Below are 20,891 nucleotides of genomic sequence, written 5' to 3'. Positions count from 1 at the left end.
ACCGGATGACGGATCTCGGCCCGCTGCGCGCGGCCGTCGCCGAGGCGGAGCGAGTCCGCGCCGGTCTCGGTCCGGACGCCACGCCCGAACAACGCCGCGCCGCCTACCAGGCCCTCCAGGCGGCCCGCGAGGCGCTGCACCGTGCGCTGCAGGAGTTCACCTCCGTGGCCGATCCCGACATGCTGCCCGCCCGGCTGGACCCGGAGGTGCCGCTGCTGCTCACGCCCGTGCGGCTGGAGACCCGGCTGCGTCCGGACGGCGACCGGCCCGACACCCTGCTGGTGCGGATCTTCCCCGACGACATCCACGTCGAGAGCCATGAGCCGCTGCCCACCGACGGCGAGATCCAGCAGGGCAAGCGCTACTGGCGCACCGTCTTCCGGGCCGGGCGCGCCGAGAACCCGGCCGGGGACCGGGCCCGCCTCCGGCTCGGCGCCTGGGAGCAGCTGCGCGGCACGCTGGGCGCGGCACGCGGCCGCTGGATCGTCACCGTGCTGACGCCCACCGCGGACGACCGCCCCGAACTGCCCCTGGCCGACGACGCACCCGGCCCCGAGCCCGTCTGGCCGGCCGACCTGCCGACCCGCTCGCGCGGCTGGAACCGGCCCGCGACCGCCTCCACCCTGCCCGACCTGTTCGTCGTGCAGGCCTTCCAGCGAACCGCCGGCGGGGAGATCCTGGTCGGACAGCAGCGCGGCACCGCCGTACCGGACACCGTGCAGCTCACCCCCGACCCCGACGCCCCCGCCGAGGACCGGGGCCTGCGCTGGCTGACCGATTACGAGGCGGCCCGCGCCGACGGACTCGCCGTCACCGTCCGCCTCGACGGCCCCGGTTACGACCCCGGGCGCCGGCCCCTGCTCTCGCGCGTCGTCGCCTTCGGGGTATCGGCCTCGCTGGACGCGCAGGCGTCCGCGGACCGCGTCGCCGGGCTGCTGACCGCGCGCGCACGCGACGGCGAAGCCGCCTACGTCCCCCTGGACACCCCCACCAACAACACCCCCCGGGCCGGGCAGCCGCAGGACGAACCACCGGACGTCGACGCCCTGTTGAGCACGGCGGCACCGCCGGCCGCCCCGGACCCCTGGGCCAACTCCACCCGCGTGGCCGACGCGCTCGGCATCCCGGCGGACGCGGCCGCCGCCCTTCCCGGCGGCGCCGAACCCGAACAGGCCGACGCGCGCGCCCTGCAACTGGCCCTGTGGAGCACGACCGGTGACTTCTTCCTCGACCAACTCCTGGAGAGCGACCGGCACAACGAGGAGACCGGCGTCGACCTGGAGTGGCTGCGCCTGCACCACGCGGACACCGTGCGCGCCCGCGGCCCGCTGCCCACCCTGCGCTTCGGCAAGCAGCCGTACGGGCTGCTGCCCGTCACCGTCATGCGCCGCTGGAGCGCCGACCCGCAGGGCGAACGGTCCCAACTGGCCGGGCTGCACCGCGTCCTGACGACACTGCGCCCCTTCTGGGAGGTCGGCGTGCCGGGCCTGCCGCGCGTCGGCGGCCCCGACCAGCCCGGGGACACCCTCGACCTGCCCAAGCCCGAACGCGATGTGCTGCGCGCCCTCGGTATGGCCCCGGTGTCCCGGGCGGCCGAGGTCCGCGGTGTGCGGGGAGCCCTCAACGGCTCCTACACCGACCAGGTGGCGGGCCTGGGCGCGTCCGGCCCCGAGGAACGCCTGTCCACGGCGTTGAACCGGGCCCTGGGCATCGACTACCGGCCCGTCATCTCCCACCACCGCAACGAGGCGCGGGCCAGTCGGCTGTGGCTGCCCCACACGCGGCCGCTGAACCCGCCCGCGGACGCGGACCCGGCCGAGCAGCTCGCCCGGTTCCTGGACGACGTGGTCGACCGGTTCGAACCGGCCCACGTCCTGGTGGGCCCCACCCGGGCGAGGACCCTGCTGGAGGCGCTGCTGCGGCATGCCGCCAACCTCGAATACGGGCACGCCGCGTCCTGGGCCGCGCACGCAAGCGAGCTGATCGCGGTCAAGCGACTGCGCTTCGCCGAGGTCCTCCTCGCACCGTCCGTGGCCGGCACCCTCGCCTCCCAGGCGGGCCTCGGGCTCCGGCCGTTCACACTCAAGGCGACCCTCGGGCTGAACCTGCCCGGCGCCGGTGACACCGATGCCGTACCGACCGTGCACGACGCCGTCATCGACGGCCGGACCCAGCTCGCCGCCGCCGTCGACGTCGCCGTACTGCGCCACCGCGGCGTGCTCAAGCTCGGGGTCGTCGAACGGCCCTGGAGTGTGCGGCTGGCCCAGATCGACGCCGCTCTGCGCTATCTGGCGGGCCGGGTGCGCGGCTGGCGCGACGCCGGACGGGACCCGTTCGCCGCGGTCGAACGGCTCCTGGGGGAATGCCTGGACCTCGTCTCCCACCGGCTCGACGCCTGGATCACCTCGCTGGCCACGGCCCGCCTGCAGGCCATGCGCTCCCCCACCCGCCGCCCCACCGGCCTGCACCTCGGCGCCTACGGCTGGGTGGAGGACCTCTCCCCGCAGGAGGGCCGCCGCAGCGAGGGATACGTCCTGGCCCCCTCCCTCGCGCAGGCCACGACCGCCGCCGTCCTGCACAGCGGGACCCTGTCCCACCCCACGGACCCGGGCGCGTTCGCGGTGAACCTCTCCTCCAGCCGGATGCGGGCCGCCCTGGCCACCCTGGACGGCGTGCGCCGGGGCCAGCCACTGGGCGCGCTGCTCGGCTACCGGCTCGAACGGCGGCTGCACGAGGCCCGCGAGAGCGCCACGCAGCCGCTCGAACTGGACCGCGTCATCGCTCCCCTGCGCCGGCGGTGGCCGCTGCGGGCCGTCCACCACCCGGCGCCCGGCGCCCAGGAGTTCGTCGCCCCGCACGACGTGACCGACGGCGCCACCGTCGGCACGCTGACCGTGGACGACGCCCTGGGACAGCTGCGGCCCGACGTCCGGCCGCCCCTGGACCCGGTGCGCGAGGTGCCGGCGGTGCGTGCCGCGCTGGAGGCCCTGCACGACGACATCGACGCGATCGGCGACCTGCTGCTGGCCGAAAGCGTGCACCAGCTCGCCAACGGCAATCCGGACCGGGCGGGCGCCACCCTCGACAGCCTCGCCGCGGGCGGGCATCCGCCGCCCCGCCCGGAGATCCTGGACACCCCCGTCCAGGGCACCTCGGTCAGCCACCGGGTGCTGGTCGTCGTCCCCAAGGACGCCGATCCGTCGCACGGTTGGGACGGGCCCGCCCAGCGCGCCCGGCCCCGGGCGGTGGCGGAGCCGCGGCTCGACGCGTGGGCGGGCCACCAGCTGGGGCGCACCGACCGGATCCGGCTCAAGGTCCACTGGCGCAGGCCCGGCCAGACGACACCGGCCGCGACGCGCGAGCATCCCTGGCCGCTGGGCGACCACTGCGCCCTCGACGTGGTCGCCCTCACCGCCACGGGAGAACTGCGCGCGGCACTGAGCCGGGCCCTCGATCGACCGCCGGACGTACCCGCCGACTCCGTGGCCGGTCTCGTCGACGGCCGTGACCCGAACTGGCCGCGCTCCACAGTGTCGTTGCAGGAGATCGAGGCCCTGGCCGGGGCCGTCGCGGCAGTCCTCGCCGCGGGCCGCCCGGGCACCCCCGCCGACCTGGCCCCCGCCGCGGTCCCCCCGGCGCAGGGCGTGGACGAGGCCGAGCTGCGCGACCGTGCGCAGCGCGCCCGCGACGGGCTGCGGGCCGCCAAGGAGGCCGCGGACGCAGGCCTGTTGTCGCAGTACGGCATCACCGCGGACGGCGCCGTCCAGGAGGCGGCCGCACGCCTCGACCGTGCGGCCGAGGCGCTCGCCGGGCAGGGGCCGGAGGCGGCGGTGGCCGCCCTTCAGGCGGTGTTCGGGCCGGCGTTCCGCGCCTTCGGCCTGACCACCGCACCCGCCCCGGCCGCGCTCACGGCGTCGTTCGGCCCCGGGCTGGACCGGGGCGGCCCCGCGGACACCGTGTCCCGCGACTGGCTGGAGCGGGCGGCGGCCGTACGGCCGGGCGCCGCCGCGCTGGCGGACCTGCTGCTGTACGCCGAAGCGGCCGGTACGGGCGGCGACTTCGGGCTGCTCGTCGGGCAGACCCCCTTCGCCGCCGGGGACCGCTGGGTGGGCGCGGCCCGCACCGCCGACCTCGCACCGGCGACCGGCCTGGCCGTCCACGCCCCCGCCGAACCCGACCTCACCGCGCCCGTGGCCGTGCTGACGGTGGACGAGTGGCCGGAGCTGATCCCGGCAGGGCGGCACACCGCCGGGGTCGCCTTCCACTACGACGCGCCGGGCGCCCGGGCACCCCAGGCCGTGCTGCTGGCCGTACCGCCGGTGATCGGCATGCCCTGGACGCAGCAGCTGCTGAGCGAGACCGTGCGCGAGGCGCAGGACCTCGCCGCGCTGCGGCTGGTGGACCTGCCGGCGCTCGGCTGGCTGGGCCGCTATCTGCCGGCCGTCTATCTGCCGCAGGACGCGCTCGGCTCGTTCCCCGGCATCGCGATCAAGGAGCTCGTGCGGACGAGCATCGCCCAGGGCGTCATCGCCAAGCTCAAAGACCTGGAGGCCTGAGCATGGCCGACAAGGCGGCTTTCGCGCACTTCCACCGCATCGAGCCCAGCGTCAGGCCGAGCGGGTCCGGAGGGCAGCTGGACGAGGCCCTCCAGGCCCGGGTCGCCGACCCGCTGTTCCTGCTGGCCCGCCAGCGCCAACTCGCCGAGTTCCACGGCGAGGACGGCGGCTCGCCGGTCAGCTGCGCGCTCGGCACGGCGGCGGCCACCGTGGACCGGTTCCGTCCCGGGGACGCCGGGCCGTCGGTGCCCTACCCGCCGGGCGTGCCCGTGGAGTTCCTCGCCGAGGCAGGCAGCACCCCGGACGCGGCGTCCCGCGCGCTGCCGTTGCGCACGGCGGCGCGGGCGGGGCTGCGGTTCCTCGGCGGGCTCGACGCGCTGCCAGCGGGGGTGCGCAACTCCGTCACGGACCAGGCCCTGGAGGAGTTCCCGCTGGTGGACGGCGCTCCCCCGGCGGACCCCGATCCGGCGGGCGGCGCGCTCGCGCAGGTGCTGGTGGCGCGCGCCCCGCACGGCGGGAAGCTCGCCCGCGGACTGGCCACCGGGTGGCGTCCGACCGGCCTGAGCGCCACTCAACTGACCGCCTTCCAGCAGGCGGCCGCAGCCTGGCAGGAGTGGTTCGCGGCCGAGCACGCTCCACCGGCCGGAGCGAGCTGGGTGCGCGAGCGCCTGGAGCACCACTTCGCCGTCGAAGCCTCGCTGGGCGGGCGCCGGATCACCCTGACCGCGCCCGAATACCCCGGTGGGGCCGCCGAGATCCACCAGTTCGACATCGACGCCGCGGCGACCGCCTTCGAGACACCGACCGCGCCCGCGCGCACCGTGCTGCCGACCCGCGCCACCTACCCCGGCATGCCGGCCGAACGCTGGTGGGAGTTCGAGGACACCGCCGTCAACCTGCCCTCGATCGAGGCCGGTCCCGTCGACCTCGCCCGGCTGCTGCTGGTGGAGTTCGCCAACGTCTACGGCAACGACCACTGGGTGGTGCCCCTGGAGCTGGAGGTGGGGCAGGTCCACGGCATCACCGGCCTCACCGTCGAGGACACCTTCGGCGACCGGCTGACGATCGCTCCCGCGGGCGACGAGCACTGGTCCCTGTTCCGGCTCGGCGTGGCCGGTTCGGGCAGTCCCGGGCCCGCGCTGCTGCCGCTGCTGCCGCGGGCCGCGGGCCGCCTCGAAGGACCGCCCGTCGAGGAAGTGCTGTTCGTCCGCGACGAGATGGCCAACCTCGCCTGGGCCGTCGAGCGCACCGTCCAGAGCGCGACCGGCAGACCCCGCCAGCGCGTCGACGAGCGGCCCGATCTCACCCCGCCCGGCCCGTCGGACATCCCCGGCGCGCTCGCCTACCGGCTGCTGTCGACAGTGCCGTACCACTGGATCCCCCTGGTGCCGGTCCCGCTCGCGCCCGGGGCGGACGCCATCCGGTTCCGGCGCGGCCGGGTCACCCTCCCCACCGCGCACGGCCCCCTGCACACCAAGGCGGCCGGACGCCTCCTGGAACCGGAGGTGAACCGCGTGTACTTCCGCGACGAGGAAATCCCCCGCTCCGGCGTGACCGCCACCCGGGTCCCGGTCACCACACGCGGCCACGACGGCCGTACGTACCGGTGGACGGGCCGCCGCGTGCGAGCGGGGCAGGGGGAGGCCGCGTCCGGGCTGGCCTTCGACGGGGTGGAGCCGGCGAAAGAGGGGACCACGACGCCATGAACCACGGCATCGGCGCGGTCAGCGCCGTGACCCTCACCCGGGACGGAGCCGAGATCGTCAGTGCGGATGCCGTGGGGCGGGTGCAGCGCTGGCGGCGGGAGACCGGTGAGGCGCTGGCGCCGATGCTCGTGGCGCATCGGCGCAGTGTGTGGGCCATGCTGCTGACGCCGGACGACGCCGAGATCGTGACGGCCGGCAGTGACGGCAGTCTGCGGCGGTGGGACAGGACGACGGCCGCGTCGGCGGCGCCGCCGGTGGAGGAGGCCCACGGCGACTGGATCCTGGCGCTGCGCGAGACATTGGACGGGGCGGAACTGCTGACCGCCGCCTACGACGGCACGGTACGCCGCTGGAGCCGGGCCGACGGACGTCCGGTCGGCAGCCCGATCAACGCCCACGACGGGGCCGTACGGGCCATGGCGCTCAGCCCCGACGACGCGGAGGTGGTCACCGTCGGCAACGACGGCGCCGTCCGCCGCTGGGACCGCGCCACCGGCACCCAGCTCGCCGCGCTCGGCGGTCACAGCGGACCCGTGATCGCCGTGACCGTCACCGCCGACGGCAGCGAGATCGTCACCGGCGGCCGGGACGGGACCGTACGGCGCTGGGATCGGGGCACCAACTCCCCGCTCGGCGCGCCCTGGAACGTCGGCGCCGCGGTCCGCGTCCTGGTCGGCACCGCCGACGGGGAGATCCTCGCGGGCAGCGACGACGGTGCCCTGCGCCGGTTCAGCCGCGCCACCGGACAGGCCGTGGGGACGCCCCTGGAGACCGGCCATCTCAGTGTCTGGGCGCTCACCGTCACCCCGGACGGGCGGGAGGTCGTCAGCGCGGGCTGGGACGGCTTCATCCGCCGCTGGGCCCGCGAGGCGCCCGACGTCGCCCTGCGCCCGGTCCGCAGCCGGACGCGGATCGACACGGCGCCGCGCCTGGACATCCGCGGCAGCACACCGTTCTGACAGGTGCCCGAACCCGGGGGAGCAACCGATGCCCGACGTCGAGATCGACACCTCGCGCCTCACCGTCGCGTCGTTCACCGTGCCCGAGGCCGGTATCGGGCCGGTCGACGGCTCCGTGAGCCCGCCGCCCACGGTGTCGCTCCCGGCCCCCGGCACCTACCACCTGCTCCAGGGCGACGGTCCGGTGTCCGACCTCGCCTTCACGGTGGCCGCCGACGGCACCTTGGACTTCGACGCCGCCCTGGACGCCGTGGCCGAGGGCCGCGGCACCCGTCGGCTGACGGTGCGCGGACTGCCCGTGCGGCTGGACGGCACCGCCCTGGACCACGGTCTGATCCTGCCCGGTTCGGACACGGTCCTGGCCGGGGACCGGCCGCACGACCTGTCCCTGCTGCCGTGCGCCGGGCACCGGCTGGACGGCGGCACGGGCACGCTCGTCTTCGCACTGCGCATCGACGGCGTCGTCCAACTCCCAGAGGGAACGGCCGACTTCGTCACGGCGAGCGGCAACTCACTGACGGTACGCGGCCGTACCGTCCGTATCGACGGCACCGCGCTCTCGCACGATCTGCTGCCGCTGGGCCTCGCCGGGCCGCAACAGGCCCTGCCCCGCGCCACGGTGAACGTCCTGACGGTGCTCCCCGGCGACGGGTACGGCTTCGCGGCGGGGCCGGACCTGGTCACCGATGTCCGCTTCGGCGTGGAGGCGGACGGGCAGGTCACCGTCGGCTTCGAGTACTCCGGCTTCGCCTCCGCCGAGGGAGACACCGTCATCCTGCGCGGCTACCCGGTCGTCCTCGACACGAGCGCCGCGGACAGCGATCTCGTCGGCCTGGGCAACATCGCCACGGACACGCCCGGCCCCCCGCCACTGCGCCGTGGCCCGCGCGAAATGCTGTTCGTCCTGCTGCCCGCCCGCCGCTATCTCCCGCAGACGGCGAACGGCGTCCTCGAAACCGGCTTCGCCGTGGAGCGGGACGGCACCCTCACCTTCCCGTCCCTGGTGGCCGGCCGCTACGGCGTGGTGTCCCCCACGGTGCCCAACCCCTCCCAGGAGGGAGAGGAGTTCACCGTCGAGGCCGTCGTACGCCCCACCGACGCGGATGCCGGCGCACCCGGCGGCACGGTGACGTTCTCGCTCGTGGACGGGCAGGTCCTGGGCACGGCTCCGCTGGACGACCGGGGCCGGGCCCGCCTCACGACGGCCGCGCTGCCGCCCGGGGACCACGTCATCGTCGTCGACTACGCGGGCGGCGACGTCTTCGCACCCGGCGTGGCGACGATCCGGCACCGGGTCGAGGCCCGCCGCAGCCTGCCCGCGGCGGACGCGTCGCTGCCGGAGGTCCTGGAGTGGGCGCTGCTGCCCACGCTGGCCTTCATGACGGACCCGCAGGCGGTCGACGGGCATGTGAAGTTGGCGCAGGCACTGCTCAATGCCGCCGGGGCCGCGCTGCCGCCCCTGGTCGTCGACGGCAACTTCGGTGTCCTGACCCAGGCGGCGGTACGCGGCTTCCGCACCGGCGCGCTCCTGCCCCCGGGAGAAGTCGTCGACACGCCCGCCTGGTTCGCGCTCGCCCTGGCCGCCCCCTTCCCGCTGCTGGAGCCCGGGCCCCGCACCCCTCCCATGACCGGACCGCCGGTGGCCCTGGTGCAGGGGCTGCTCAACCGCGCGGGCGCGATGCCGCCCCTCGACACCGACGGCAAGTACGGGCCGCTGACGGGGTCGGCGGTCCGGGCCTTCCAGTCGTCCCGGGCCCTGACGGTGACCGGAACCGTCACCCCCGAGACCTGGGCCGCACTCGCCGTATCGCCGCCCACCCCGGTCCCGGCCCGCGCCGCCACCATGCGCCTGACGTTCTCCTACGACAGCGCCGACTGGGCCGAAGGCGGCCCGCTGGTGCGATTCGTCTCCCGGGAGGACCTGGACGCGACACCCCCGCTCGCCGACGACCCGGACGACTCGCCCCAGGGACGCTCCGGGTTCTGGTACGAGGTCCGGGACGGGCGGGGCCAGGTGCTGTACCGGCGCAGCCGTTACCGGCCGATCGAGATCCTCCCGGAGGTCAGGGGCGAAGGCGGCGAGGGGATGCCGGGCAGGGTGCCGGTCGACGCCCCGCACGGCACCTTCGAGTTGCTGGCCCCGGTGCTGCCCGGCGCCACGGTCGTCGTCCTGTTCAGCAGCCCACCGGATCCCGCCCGGCTGAACGAACCGGCCGCCGAGATCTTCTCCCTTCCCCTCGCCCAGTAACGCCCGGAGGTTGCCGTGAAGGTCGTCGACTTCGTCCTGGGGGACGCGAAGAAGGCCGCCAGGGGCTGGACCCTCGCCGTGGTCCCGGAGGGCTACACCCAGGCGGAACTCGATGCCGGGCTGTTCGACAGGGACGTCGCGAAGGTCGTGGAACAACTGCTGAGGACAGCGCCGTTCAACCATCCCGAACTCAAGCCGCTGATCAACGTGGTGATGGTCCGTCGGGCATCCGCACGGACCGGGAACACCATCACGCTCCTGACGCCGACGCCCACGTCGTCCCCCTTCATGACGGCGTGGGGCGCCATGTTCGGCCGGTACGAATTCCACGGGCAGCAGGTCGTCCGCACCGCCTACGGCAACAGCCAAGCCGTGCGGGATTTCGTGCGCGGCCAGCCGGGCCTGGCTTCCGTGGGCCACTTCCTCGTCCTGATCAACAACACCCTGATCGACGGCGGGTACATGGACAACGGAGTCGGCTGGAGCACCAAGTTCCGCCCGGCCTGGCCCGCCACGGCCGTCCACGAACTCGGCCACCAGGCCTTCGACCTCGCCGACGAATATCCGTACCTCAACAAAGAGACCGACCCCGTGTCGAGGTTCAACGGATCGGAGCCCCAACAGCCCAACGCCACGACGGTCACGGACGTCGATCTGATCAAGTGGTCGGACCTCATCACCGTGGCGCGGACACAGGTCCCCACCACCGAAGTGCGGCCCGATGCATGCGTCCGGAACCACCCCGTGGTCTCGGCCAACCCGCCGATACCGGCAGACGCCGTGGGTGCCTACGAAGGCGCCCTGCACGCGGACTGCGGCGTCTTCCGGCCGTCGCTGGACTGCCTGATGCGGGACGAAACCCGCCCCTTCTGCAAGGTCTGCGAGTTGAGGGCACGCACGGGCATCGGCCACTACATGCTCGACATGAGCACCCTGCCGCTGACGCCGAGCCCCGCCGGAGCGTGGACCCACATGCTGAGCTTCGACTTCGGCGGGAAACCGCCGCGCATGCTGGCCTACAACGCGTTCAACGGCACGTACGCCATTTCCAACGTCGTCGGCTACTACCTGCGCGACCGCCGCCCCGACGGCTCACCGCCGGTCAACTTCACCAACCCTGCCGAGGGCACCGGATCCATCGGCCCGGACTGGACCTGGCTGGTCCCCTTCGTCCTGGGCCGCGACCTGCACTACTTCGGCCATCAATTCGGCTCGGGAGCCCAGGGCATCTTCACGATGAACCGCGCCGGCACCTCGCTGACGGCCACCCACACCACACCGCCCGGTCAGGCGTCCCACACCCACGTCGTCTCCCTGAACCTCGACGGGGCCCCGCACTACATCGGCTACAACACCTTCACCGGCGACGCCGCGCTGTTCCGCATCAACAGCGACACCGCCGCCCCGGTCCACGTCACCACGATGCAGTGGGGACCCGGCCACACCGCAGTCGTCGCGACGACCGTCGACGGCAGGCCCTTCGCCCTCACCTACAAGATGGCCACCGGTGAGGTGCTCGTCCGCCACCTCACGCCGCCCGGCTTCACCATGACGTTCGCCTCGCCGTCCGGGTTCTGGAAGCGCAACATCACCCATGTCGCCCTTCTGGACATGGGCGGACGGCCGTACCTGGTCCGATACTCCGGGCTCGACGGCCGCGCCGCGATCCATCACCTGCGCAGGGACGGCAAGGGTGTCGACTTCGTCTGCTCCGTGCCTGCCCCCGGCCTGGGCGGTCTCTCCCTGCTCGGGGTGGGTGCCCCGGCGGTGGGCCTGGCGGCGCAGCTCGCCGGCGACACCAAACTCGACCAACTGTATGTCTACAACGCCCTGCACAGCACGTTGACGCTGACCACCCTGACCGTGCGCTGACGCTGGCGCCTCGGAGAGGTTCGGGGGCTGCGAGCTCTGGTTCCCCTCCACCGGCGGCAAGTTGGACTTCTTCGACGTCAACGTGGGCCTGCACCGCTGCGCGAACATGGCGGACTACCTCAAGTTCCACAATCCGCACGTCAACCGGCAGGCGCTCGTGGACCAGTGCCTGGCCAGCAGCCCCAAGCTCATGGACGTCAAGGTCCCCGACATCATCTCCCACCGGGTCAGCCGGGCCGAGTTCTACGAGATCAAGCCCGACTCGGACAGCGGACGGGCCAAGGGCCGGGACAAGATCGGGACGTTCTGTACATCCAGATCCTCCTCAACGACTGGCGCGGGCGCCAGGATCTGGCACTGATCTCGGAGGACGGGTTGTTCGGTCCGCAGACCGACGGCGCGATCATCAAGTTCCAGCAGGACGTCACGGGGTTCCCCGACGGCCGTGTCGATGTGGGCGGTCCGGCCGCCACGGCGCTCGAACAGGGCCATCTCCGGGTCGCCTTCACCCCGGGCATGCTCCCCGACGACCAGCTTCCGTCCCTGACCCTGCACGGCGACCCGATCCATACCGACTGGGACGGCGAGGGGAACCCGGCCGACTTGGCCGACGAGATCACGTTCCAGACGCTGCTGGCCGCCCTGCGTCGGGAGGTCGGGGCTATCTGAGCCTGCTGTACGGCTGAGGTCCCGACGCCTAAGCGCTCCGCTCGAAGTGCGGCGCTGTGCCGTCGGTCGGCCGCGGCGCCGTCGTGGCTGGTCGCTCCCCCACGCACGGCTTCGCTCGCGCGGGGGACCCCCACCGCGGCGGAGCCGCATATCGATACAGCCCCGCGCCCCTTCGGGGCGCTGCCGAACCGCAGCCGACTTCGCCCGACCCGGCTTACCCGACCCGCTCAGACGAGGAACAGCAGTTGGACGGCGACCAGCACGTCCACCACGCCGCACCACTCCGCGAACGTACGGGCCACGACCTTGTCGAGCCACAGGTGCACGAAGTCCCAGACGCCGTGCAGGAACCAGCCTGCCGCCACCACGTACCGGCCCAGGTCCGGGTCCACGGCCAGTCCGGCCAGCGCCAGCCCTCCGAAGACGACCGCACCGGCCGCCTGGACGCCAAAGCCGGCCGGGCCGTGCGGAGTTCCGCGGACCGCGCCCCACAGCAGGAGGACGAGCGCGAGGGCGACGAGGACGGTGGACGGGGCGACCGCGTCCTGCAACGGAAGCACGAACACCGTCACCAGCCCCACCCCGAGTACCGGCCAGGTGGCCCGGGGCGTGCCGATCTGGTTGACGGTCAGGTAGATCAGCGGAAGCAGCGGCAGGACCTCCCCGAAGCCGTCGACGGCGTCGGCCACGTCCTGCGAGCCGGATGCCGCCAGGTTGAGTGCCGCGACCGCGAGGGCCAGTGCCGTCGGCCAGCGGCGCGTCAAGTGCCTCTCCGGCGCTGAGATGCTCATGGGATCAGCCCCCGTACTCGGCGCGACGGCGGAGCATCACGACGAGCATCAGCGGGAGCATCGCCAGGTGTTCGAGGACCATCGCGACCACCATCTCCAGGTAGTGGCGGGCGAAGGACCATCGGCCGCGTGTGCCCTCCACGAGTGGTGTCTGCTGCATGCCGGTCTCTCCTTCGGTACGGGGGCGGGGTATTGCCCGGTACCTTCAGCCTGGTGCGGGGAGAGATCCGCCAGTAGTGCCGAATCCCCACGTGCGCGCGTGGAGTTGTCACGCCCTCACATGACATCTGTCACTGAGCCAGAATGACCGCATGGGGCACGAGGCGGTCGAACGCGGAGCGGGGCTCACGGGCCTGCGCCGCTACACGTGGTGGACCGTGCCCGGCATGGCCGCGTGCGTTCTCATCGCCTTCGTCGGCGAGTGGCTCCTCGACGGCGATGTCACGCGATGGGCCCGCATACCCGCCGCTGCCGCCCTGGCGGTCGAGGCCGTCGCGTGTGTGGTGCTGCTGAGCAGGCGGCTGGCGGCGGCCGACACCCACCCGCCCGCGGGCTGGCTGACCACCGCCGCCGCGGCCGGTCTCGTCCTCGCGGCGCTGCCCCTGGCCGTGCGCGACTACGGGCTGTGGGCCGTCGCGCCGGCCCTGGTCGTGGCGATCACGGCGACCTACCTGCCAACGCCCCGCAGACGACCACTGATCGCGGGCGCCGTCGCCCTCGCTCCCCTGCCCGGGGGCGCCGTCAGCCTCGTGGCGGAGGACGGGGAGTTCCTGTTCGCCGCGCTGTTCCCGGCCGGGCTCGTCGCCTTCACCGCCTGGGTGACCCTCGGCCCCCTGTGGGCCTGGGACACCGCACGGCGGCTGGACGAGGCGCGGCGGCTGGAGGCGGACCTGGCGGTCCGGGAAGAGCGGCTGCGGTTCGCCGCCGAGCTGCACGACATCCAGGGCCACCACCTCCAAGTCATCGCTCTGAAGAGCGAGTTGGCGGAGCGGCTCGTCGCGGTGGACCCGGCGCGCGCCGCCACGGAGATGAAAGAGGTACGGCAACTCGCGGCCGATGCCCTCAGCGACACCCGTGCCGTGGTGCAGGGCTACCGTCGTACGACCCTGGACGACGAGATCACCAACGCGACCCGGGTGCTGGCCGCGGCCGGTATCGACGCGAAGACCTCCCTCGCCCCCGCCGCCGAACTCACCGACCGCGCCCGTCATCTCCTCGGCCTGGTGATGCGGGAGGCGACCACGAACGTGCTCCGGCACAGCCGGGCAAGGTACGCGTCCGTCGACTACCGGATCACGGACGGTTCCGCCCGCCTGCGCGTGACCAACGACGGCGCCGAGCCGCACCCCGCCACCCCGGAGGGGACGGGCCTGCGTTCCCTCGCCGAGCGGCTGACGGCAGCCGGCGGCCAACTCACCTGGCAGCACACCGACGGCCGGTTCGCGGTCACGGCCGAACTACCGGCGAACGGAGCCGCCCGATGATCCGCCTGCTCATCGCCGACGACGAGGACCTGCTCCGCAGCGCCCTGGCCGCCCTGCTCGCGCTGGAGCAGGACTTCACCGTGGTCGCCGAGGCGTCCACGTCCACCGAGGCGGTACGGCTGGCCCGCGAGCACCGCCCCGACATCGCCGTCCTCGACCTGGAGATGCCGCCCACCGACGGACTGCGCGCCGCCGAGGAGATCCGGGCCGAACTCCCCACCCAGATCGTTCTGGTCACCCGGCACGCCCGGCCCGCCGTACTGCGCCGGGCCCTCACCGCGGGCGTACGCGGCTTCGTCCCCAAGACAACCCCGGCGACCCGACTCGCCGACATCATCCGCGACATCGCCGAGGGCCGCCGCTACGTCGATCCGCACATCGCCGCCTCCGCGCTGACCGAGGACGACTGCCCCCTCACCGACCGCGAACTGGAGATCCTGCGCGCCGCCCGCACCGGCGCGTCGATCACTCAGATCGCCACCGAGGTCCGCCTGGCCTCCGGCACGGTCCGCAACTACCTCTCCTCCGCCATGTCCAAGCTGGGCGCCCCGACCCGGCACGCGGCCGCGCACCACGCCTGGGAGCAGGGCTGGATCTGACTTCCCCGGCCCGCTGTCACTCATCCGTGGGGCGCGGCCGCCGTTCCAGCTCATCGGGCGTTTCCGGGCCCCGAAAATCCGGCCATGGGGACTGGTGGGCGGACACGGCGGATCGGTGTGCTCTATCTCGTGCTGTCGGTCGGCGGCATGGCCGGGGCGTTGTGCATCGCGGTCCGTTTCGACCTGCGGATGGCCGAGACGGTGGCCGCGCTGCTGCCGTCCGTGGGCGGCATGTATCTGTCCTGGGCGACGTTGCGCGTCGACCGCGGCGATACGTCCGACGGTGACGAACTCGCCCGCCTCGCCGACCGCCTGGCGATCGCCGTACGGCAGCAGTGGGAGTCGGAGGCGCGGGTGCGCCGTCTGAACGACCCCTACCCCCTCCCCGTCTCCTGGCAGGCGGCCGACCCCCGCTTCGGCGAATCCTGGGCGCTGTTGCGGGAGTTGGCCGACGACCGGTCGGGCCGGTCCGCGGCTCCCGCCGACCTCGCCGGGACGGGCGGGGAGATCACCGAGGTGTTCCTGGAGCGGGTACCCACCCGCCGTCTGCTGATCCTGGGCGGACCGGGCAGCGGAAAGACGATGCTGCTGATCCGCCTGCTGCTGGCCCTCACCACCGAGCGCACCCAAGGCGCCCCCGTCCCGGTGCTGTTCTCCCTCGCCTCGTGGAATCCCGAGGAACAGACCCTGGATTCCTGGATGGTGGAACGGCTCGCACGGGACTACGCCGGTCTCGGCGAGCCGCGGACGGCCCTCGCCCTGCTGGAGCACCGGCTGATCCTGCCCGTCCTGGACGGCTTCGACGAGATTCCGCCGCCCTGCCGCGCGACGGCCCTGGACGCGATCAACACGGCGCTGCCGCCCGGCCACCCCCTCGTGCTGACCAGCCGCCTGACGGAGTACGGCGCCACCCTCGCCCCGACCCACGGCGTCCCGGTCAAGCTCAGCGGCGCCGCCGCCGTCGAACTGTGCCCCCTGCAAACCCAGGACATCGCCGACTACCTGCGCCGGGACGCGGGAGGTCAGGACAGCGCGGCCACCCGCTGGGCCCCGGTGATCCGCCTGCTCGGCACGGACGCCCCCGTCGCCCGCACGCTCACCACACCGCTGATGCTGTTCCTGGCCCGGACCGTGTACAACCCACGCCCGGGAGAACCGCACACCGAGTTGCCCGACCCCGCGGACCTGTGCGACCCGGTCCGCTTCCCCGACACCGCGGCCGTACGCTCCCATCTCTTCGACGCGTACGTGCCCGCCGCCTACCGCCCGCATCCGCGCTACCCGTGCCGTTGGTCCGCCCAGCAGGCCGAGCACACCCTGCGCCACCTGGCACGGCACCTGGGCAGCGGCACCGACCTCGCCTGGTGGCAGCTGCGCCGCCAACTGCCGCCGAGATACGCCCAGGTGGTGACGGGGGCTGTCCTCGGCGCCGTCGCCTGGGCCACCGCCACCGGCACCGGCAGACTCACGGCACTGATCGCCGGCCTCGACTCCGGCTGGCTGACGGGCCCGCCCGCGGCCATCGTCGCGGGCCTGGCCGGAGGGATCGCGGGCGGCATCGGCTGCGGCCTGGTGGCGGGCGTGACCGGAGGCGCCGCCGAGGGCCTGACGCACCTGCTGGCCACCGGCCAACTCCACTGGCCCGCGGCCACGACCGCCAACGGGCTCGCGTACGGCTTCGTCGGCGGCATCGTCGGCGCGCTGGCCGGCAGACTCGCGGCCCCCGAACCACGTAACCGCTGGACCTGGGACCGCCGCATGTGCGCCCTCGGACTGACCACCGGGACCGCCCTCTTCCTCTCCTACCGCCTCAACCACGATCCGACGGCCGCCGCCGTGGGCGCCCTGGTCTCCGGCGCGGTGTACGCGCTGGCGGGCGGAGCGCTCGGCGGCCGGGCCGGCCGGCTGTCCGCACGCCGCCCGGGCGCCATCCCGACCGTCCGCACCCGATGGGCCTGGGACTGGCGGGGCTTCTCGACAGGCCTCGCCGGCGGCTCCGCGATCGGCGTGACCCACTGGGCCGTCCTCCGGCTCCAGTCGCTCCTGGGCGGCACGTCCGCCTACCCGGTGAGCACGATGATCACCTTCTCGTGCGCCTTCGGCCTCACGGTCGGCATCGCCCACGGCCTCACCGGCAAACCGGCCGACCTCACCGCCCCCACCGGACCGGTCACCCTCCTCCACCAGGACCGCAGAATCCTCACCCGCCTGTGGCTCGCCGTCGGCCTGGCCTCCGCCACCGCCTTCACCATCTGCTACGGCATCGACTACGTCGCCCAGGGCGGCCTCTCCTACGGCCTGGGCCGCGGCACGACCGACGGACAGCCCATCGCGATGACCCCGGCACACATCCTCAACCGGGGCCTGGCCTACGGCGTCACCGTCGGCCTGGCCGCGGCACTCGGCCAGAACGCCTGGTGGTACTACACCCTCACCCGCCACCACCTGGCGACGCGCCGCCGTCTCCCCCGGGACCTGACGGCCTTCCTCACCGACGCGCACGAGCGACGCGGGGTGCTGCGGCAGACGGGAGCGGTCCATCAGTTCCGACACATCGACCTTCAACGTCATCTGGCGGCCCCGGAGGCGGCCCTCAGGGGGCTTCCAGGAAGACGTCGTAGCCAGGAATCGGAGAGGTCGGGTCGTCGTACATGAGGGTCAGACCGTGGGACCAATAGGCTTCCGGGTTGTGTGCCGCCAGGTCCCTGCGCAGCGCGAGCACCGTGCTCGGCAGGTCGGCGGCGGTGGCCAGGCCGTCGAGCATGCTGCGCACTCCTCTGCGAAAGGGGCCGGGCAACTCCCTGAAAGGCTCCTCCTTACGCCGCCACAGGGCGATGGGGTGGCCTGCCCGGAGCACAGCCTGGAGCGCAATGTCGTCGCTGGTGCACAGCACAGGAACCGCATCCGGACGCAGGGCACGCAGCACGGACTCGTCGGGCAGACGCCTGTCGAACACCGTTGGCACCGGCGGATGGCTGTGGAGGGTGGCCCAGCGCTGTCGGCTGTCGGCCTCCCACTGACGGTCCGCGTACCGGACGACGACCGGGCGGGCGGCGCCCAGCGCGGTCGTCCCACCGGCTTCCAGCCGCCAGGCGTCGATGTCCAGGGACAGCAGGTTCGCGGGGAGGGCGACCTCCAGGGTGGCCGGCCGACCCGGTTCGTCGCACCGGCGGAACGCTTCCGCCAGCGGGGCTGCGAGGTGGGCGGGCAGGTCGGCCAGGGGGACGCCGTCGGCTTCGGCGAGCCGTTCCGGTCCACCCGTCCAGCCCAGTGAGATCGACCAGTCGTAGCGGTCGGGCTCCCAGCCCCGGGCTTGGACATCGGCCAGGACGGTTCGCTGGAGTCTCGGCACGCGCAGCAGCGGTCGGGACTCCTCCGCCAGCATCCGTCGAAAGGCCGGGGGCAGTCCCGTCCGATCAGCGATGCTCAAGGCCCATTGCCGGAGTGCTTGTTCGGCTTCGCCGTTCGAGACTGCCTCTCGGTCCTCGTTCGCAACGCACACGGCGTAGCGGAGCACGGCTTCGAGCCCGCCGACGCCCGGAATGTCGTACAGCAGACCGGCCCCGTCACGCCAGGCCCGCGGGGCCAGCGTGTACCAACGCGTCCCGCCCAGCCACCGGAGCAGGCGCTCCAGGCTTGCGGTGCTCTCCGGCGGCGGGAGTTGGGCCAGCAGGCCGAGGAGTTCGATGCGCTGGTCGGGGGTGAGGACCCGGCCGGCGTTCCCGATGTCGCTGAGAGCGCCGCCCCAGGCGGCCTCGCGGGGGCGCTCGGCGTGATGGCTGTCGTGGGCCCGGACGACACGCTGATAGAGATCACCGGATTCACGGCGCAGTTCCGCGACGGGCACCATCAGCATCTCGTCCCGGCCGCGGGCGCTGAGGACGCCGATCACCTCGCCCCTGGCCATGTCGATGACAGGACCTCCGACGATCCCCGGGGCCGGCGCGCCGTCGCCCAGGCGCAGCACGCCGCCACTGCCGACCCGGCCGCTGACCGCGCTGCGCCCGGTCACCTCCGCCTCTTCGTTCAGCCGGAGGATGCGGCCCACGTACGTCACGGTGTCCAGAACGGCCTCGGGAGTCCGTTCGCTGAGCCAGACACAGGTGTGTGCGGTCGGCTCCGACAGCCGGACGAGTGCGAGACCGGGGACAGACATGCTGCCGTACCGGGCGTGGGGCTGAACCCATTCCACGATCCCCTCGCACATCCGGCCGACATGACGGATCCATACCCGGGGCTCCGGCCCTTTCGGCACGAGCTCGGCAGACGTGAGCACCCAGCCCGGGGCGACGAAGAAGCCACTGCCGAACGGCGGCACGCCACGCCAGTCCCGGTACACGCTCACCGTGGCCGCACGAGCAAGGTCAAGAATGAGCGCCCTGCTGCGCCCCTCCCCGGCACCGCCGCTCGCCGGCACCACCGGCGCGACAACCGCCCCCGTCAACGCCTCCGCAAGCGCCTTGTGCTCCCCGCCGAAGCTCGCCAGCACCCCGGCCGCCACGCGGGCGAACGGGGCGCTGCCGACCGGGATGCGCCAGCCGCCGTCCGCGCCGGTCGAGGGGACGAGGGCGCGGAAGCTGAGGCTGCCGCCGAAGCGCTGGGCGACCTTGCCGGAGACTCGGCCGATCACGTCCAGGACGCGCAGCGACTCGCGTCTGGTGAGCGTGCCGAGGAGCAACTCGCGTACGCCGGGCCGGAAGTCGTACAGCAGCAGGTCGGGATCGTCGGCGGGGCCGGAGTCGTCGTGCGCGGGGACGATCAGTCCGGAGAGGAAGACCTCGGCCAGGTGTGCGGCTCTGGAGCCGGGCATCATGGCGCGCTGGACCAGGTGCATGACGGGCGGTACGAGGGGTGCGGCGGCGAGGTAGCCGGCCAGCTCGTAGGCGCTCGCCGATGCTTCGCCGCGGAAGCGCTCGACCAGTTTCTCGGGGCTGTCCGACGGCTCGGGGTCCTGTGTGTCCTGTCGCTCGCCCACTCCGTGTCCGACCGGGAGCGCGAGCAAGGGGGTCCATCCGTCGGCCGTGCCCGCGACCGTCTTCGCCCAGGGTTCCACCCAGTCGGGGGCCAGTTCGAGGACGGGGACCCAGCCGAGTGTCTGGCGGCCGCGCAGGTGCGACTTGAAGAGGGCGTTGCCCTGTGCGCCCGGGCGGGCGGACACGGATTCCGTGGTGAGGCGGGTGCGGTGCCAGAGCCGGTGGGGCAGGACCTGGAGGACGGCCACCGGCTGGATCCGCGACCAGTGATGGAGCGCCGCGTCGAGTGCGGGGCTGCTCCAGTGCGGCCCCATGCCGTCGGTGAGCAGCAGGATGATCCGGCGGCCGGTCGGATCGGCGAGGAGGTCCGGGGCGAGGCTTCGCGGTGGCCCCGACCGGGACCAGGAGAGCCTGGGTGAGCCGTCGGCGGTGTCGAGCGACAGCGTGCGCACCACCCGGAAGGCACCCTGCCTCTTGAGCAACGACTCCACATCCGAGGCCAGTTGACGCCAGAGCACCATCGAGGGCCCGGTGTCGATGACGAGGTCGACCTCGAAGTGGCGGTCCTTGCCCGACGTCCACACCGGCAGCAGCAGGGACGTCTCCCCCGTGGCCCGTGCGGTCGCCTCCTCGTCCAACTCCCGATCGGCGGAGCTGCGTACGCGGCGTTTGAGCGGGCGCAGGGCGCGGGCCAGGGCCCGCAGGTCGGCCGACGACGACTCACGGTTCAACCGCACCGGTGCCGCAGGGAGGTCGGGGAGGCGTCGGCCCGCGAGCGGTGAAGGGGCGTCCCGCCGCGGAGGCAGGGCCGCATGCAGGGGTGTGCCTTCTGGGCCGGGCCCGGCCGCGGGAGCGGTGACGGGTGGCTGCTGTTGCCTCTCGGGCCCGTCCGCGGGACGGGATACGTCGGTGGTGGGCTGTGCCCGTCCGGCGAACCGTGCGACCCACAGCAGGTCGGCCAAGTCCTCGGCGGAGGCGTCGGATTCGTCCACCAGGAGGTGTCTGAGGCTCTTGGCCAGTTCCTCGTCCACCCG

The 20,891-nt window shown here is 73.6% G+C and carries 13 protein-coding genes; 10 read left to right on the top strand and 3 right to left on the bottom strand.

What is annotated here, in order from left to right; all coding sequences use genetic code 11:
• Positions 1-5 precede the first annotated feature (5 nt).
• From AB0Q90_RS11905 to AB0Q90_RS11875, 7 genes are all read left to right on the top strand, one after another.
• The gene (locus tag AB0Q90_RS11905; RefSeq protein ID WP_363160551.1) at positions 6-4,556 is read left to right on the top strand and encodes a hypothetical protein; all 4,551 of its coding nucleotides are present in this window, start codon (positions 6-8) and stop codon (positions 4,554-4,556) included.
• A gap of 2 nt (positions 4,557-4,558) precedes the next feature.
• Entirely contained in the window at positions 4,559-6,262 is a 1,704-nt protein-coding gene (locus AB0Q90_RS11900; RefSeq protein ID WP_363160550.1) for a hypothetical protein, read from the top strand.
• Positions 6,259-7,221 carry a WD40 repeat domain-containing protein gene (locus AB0Q90_RS11895; protein ID WP_363160549.1) on the top strand — a complete coding sequence of 321 codons (963 nt, stop codon included), beginning with the start codon at positions 6,259-6,261 and terminating at the stop codon, positions 7,219-7,221. The genes AB0Q90_RS11900 and AB0Q90_RS11895 overlap by 4 nt, the downstream gene beginning before the upstream one ends.
• Before the next feature lie 28 nt (positions 7,222-7,249).
• The gene (locus AB0Q90_RS11890; RefSeq protein ID WP_363160548.1) at positions 7,250-9,469 is read left to right on the top strand and encodes a peptidoglycan-binding protein; all 2,220 of its coding nucleotides are present in this window, start codon (positions 7,250-7,252) and stop codon (positions 9,467-9,469) included.
• 15 nt (positions 9,470-9,484) lie between these two features.
• A complete protein-coding gene (locus tag AB0Q90_RS11885) occupies positions 9,485-11,341 on the top strand; it encodes a M64 family metallopeptidase (protein WP_363160547.1) in 1,857 nt (618 codons plus the stop codon).
• Positions 11,342-11,402: 61 nt separating this feature from the next.
• Entirely contained in the window at positions 11,403-11,702 is a 300-nt protein-coding gene (locus tag AB0Q90_RS11880; protein WP_363160546.1) for a hypothetical protein, read from the top strand.
• A gap of 14 nt (positions 11,703-11,716) precedes the next feature.
• Positions 11,717-12,010, top strand: coding sequence for a hypothetical protein (locus AB0Q90_RS11875; protein ID WP_363160545.1), 294 nt, complete (start codon positions 11,717-11,719; stop codon positions 12,008-12,010).
• Positions 12,011-12,237: 227 nt separating this feature from the next.
• Here the strand turns inward: AB0Q90_RS11875 and AB0Q90_RS11870 are convergent, their stop codons facing one another.
• Together AB0Q90_RS11870 and AB0Q90_RS11865 are read right to left on the bottom strand one after the other, a co-directional pair.
• The gene (locus AB0Q90_RS11870) at positions 12,238-12,801 is read right to left on the bottom strand and encodes a hypothetical protein (RefSeq protein WP_363160544.1); all 564 of its coding nucleotides are present in this window, start codon (positions 12,799-12,801) and stop codon (positions 12,238-12,240) included.
• Between the two features lie 4 nt (positions 12,802-12,805).
• Positions 12,806-12,961, bottom strand: a complete 156-nt coding sequence (locus AB0Q90_RS11865) for a hypothetical protein (protein ID WP_363160543.1) — start codon at positions 12,959-12,961, stop codon at positions 12,806-12,808.
• Positions 12,962-13,112: 151 nt separating this feature from the next.
• Here AB0Q90_RS11865 and AB0Q90_RS11860 point away from each other — a divergent pair, with 151 nt between their 5' ends.
• From AB0Q90_RS11860 to AB0Q90_RS11850, 3 genes are all read left to right on the top strand, one after another.
• Positions 13,113-14,285, top strand: a complete 1,173-nt coding sequence (locus tag AB0Q90_RS11860; protein ID WP_363160542.1) for a histidine kinase — start codon at positions 13,113-13,115, stop codon at positions 14,283-14,285.
• Positions 14,282-14,884 carry a response regulator transcription factor gene (locus AB0Q90_RS11855; protein ID WP_363160541.1) on the top strand — a complete coding sequence of 201 codons (603 nt, stop codon included), beginning with the start codon at positions 14,282-14,284 and terminating at the stop codon, positions 14,882-14,884. Before AB0Q90_RS11860 ends, AB0Q90_RS11855 begins: the two co-directional genes overlap by 4 nt.
• Before the next feature lie 84 nt (positions 14,885-14,968).
• Positions 14,969-17,539, top strand: a complete 2,571-nt coding sequence (locus AB0Q90_RS11850; RefSeq protein ID WP_363160540.1) for an NACHT domain-containing protein — start codon at positions 14,969-14,971, stop codon at positions 17,537-17,539.
• On the opposite strand, the gene AB0Q90_RS11845 is transcribed toward AB0Q90_RS11850, so the two are convergent.
• Positions 17,478-20,888 (bottom strand): SAV_2336 N-terminal domain-related protein, encoded by a 3,411-nt coding sequence (locus tag AB0Q90_RS11845; RefSeq protein WP_363160539.1) that lies wholly within the window; start codon positions 20,886-20,888, stop codon positions 17,478-17,480. The two genes, AB0Q90_RS11850 and AB0Q90_RS11845, sit on opposite strands and share 62 nt — an antisense overlap.
• Between the last annotated feature and the right edge of the window lie 3 nt (positions 20,889-20,891).

It is taken from the genome of Streptomyces sp. NPDC079141 (genome assembly GCF_040686775.1).
Lineage (GTDB): Bacteria > Actinomycetota > Actinomycetes > Streptomycetales > Streptomycetaceae > Streptomyces.
The sequence above is the reverse complement of the archived record's forward strand: the minus strand, read 5'-3'. Positions and strand labels throughout refer to the sequence as shown.

Excerpts from the sequence above, each read along its gene's own strand:
- AB0Q90_RS11905 (WP_363160551.1), top strand. The coding sequence starts at position 6 with ATGACGGATCTCGGCCCGCTGCGCGCGGCCGTCGCCGAGGCGGAGCGA.
- AB0Q90_RS11900 (WP_363160550.1), top strand. The coding sequence starts at position 4,559 with ATGGCCGACAAGGCGGCTTTCGCGCACTTCCACCGCATCGAGCCCAGC.
- AB0Q90_RS11895 (WP_363160549.1), top strand. The coding sequence starts at position 6,259 with ATGAACCACGGCATCGGCGCGGTCAGCGCCGTGACCCTCACCCGGGAC.
- AB0Q90_RS11890 (WP_363160548.1), top strand. The coding sequence starts at position 7,250 with ATGCCCGACGTCGAGATCGACACCTCGCGCCTCACCGTCGCGTCGTTC.
- AB0Q90_RS11870 (WP_363160544.1), bottom strand. The coding sequence starts at position 12,801 with ATGAGCATCTCAGCGCCGGAGAGGCACTTGACGCGCCGCTGGCCGACG.
- AB0Q90_RS11865 (WP_363160543.1), bottom strand. The coding sequence starts at position 12,961 with ATGCAGCAGACACCACTCGTGGAGGGCACACGCGGCCGATGGTCCTTC.
- AB0Q90_RS11860 (WP_363160542.1), top strand. The coding sequence starts at position 13,113 with ATGGGGCACGAGGCGGTCGAACGCGGAGCGGGGCTCACGGGCCTGCGC.
- AB0Q90_RS11855 (WP_363160541.1), top strand. The coding sequence starts at position 14,282 with ATGATCCGCCTGCTCATCGCCGACGACGAGGACCTGCTCCGCAGCGCC.
- AB0Q90_RS11850 (WP_363160540.1), top strand. The coding sequence starts at position 14,969 with ATGGGGACTGGTGGGCGGACACGGCGGATCGGTGTGCTCTATCTCGTG.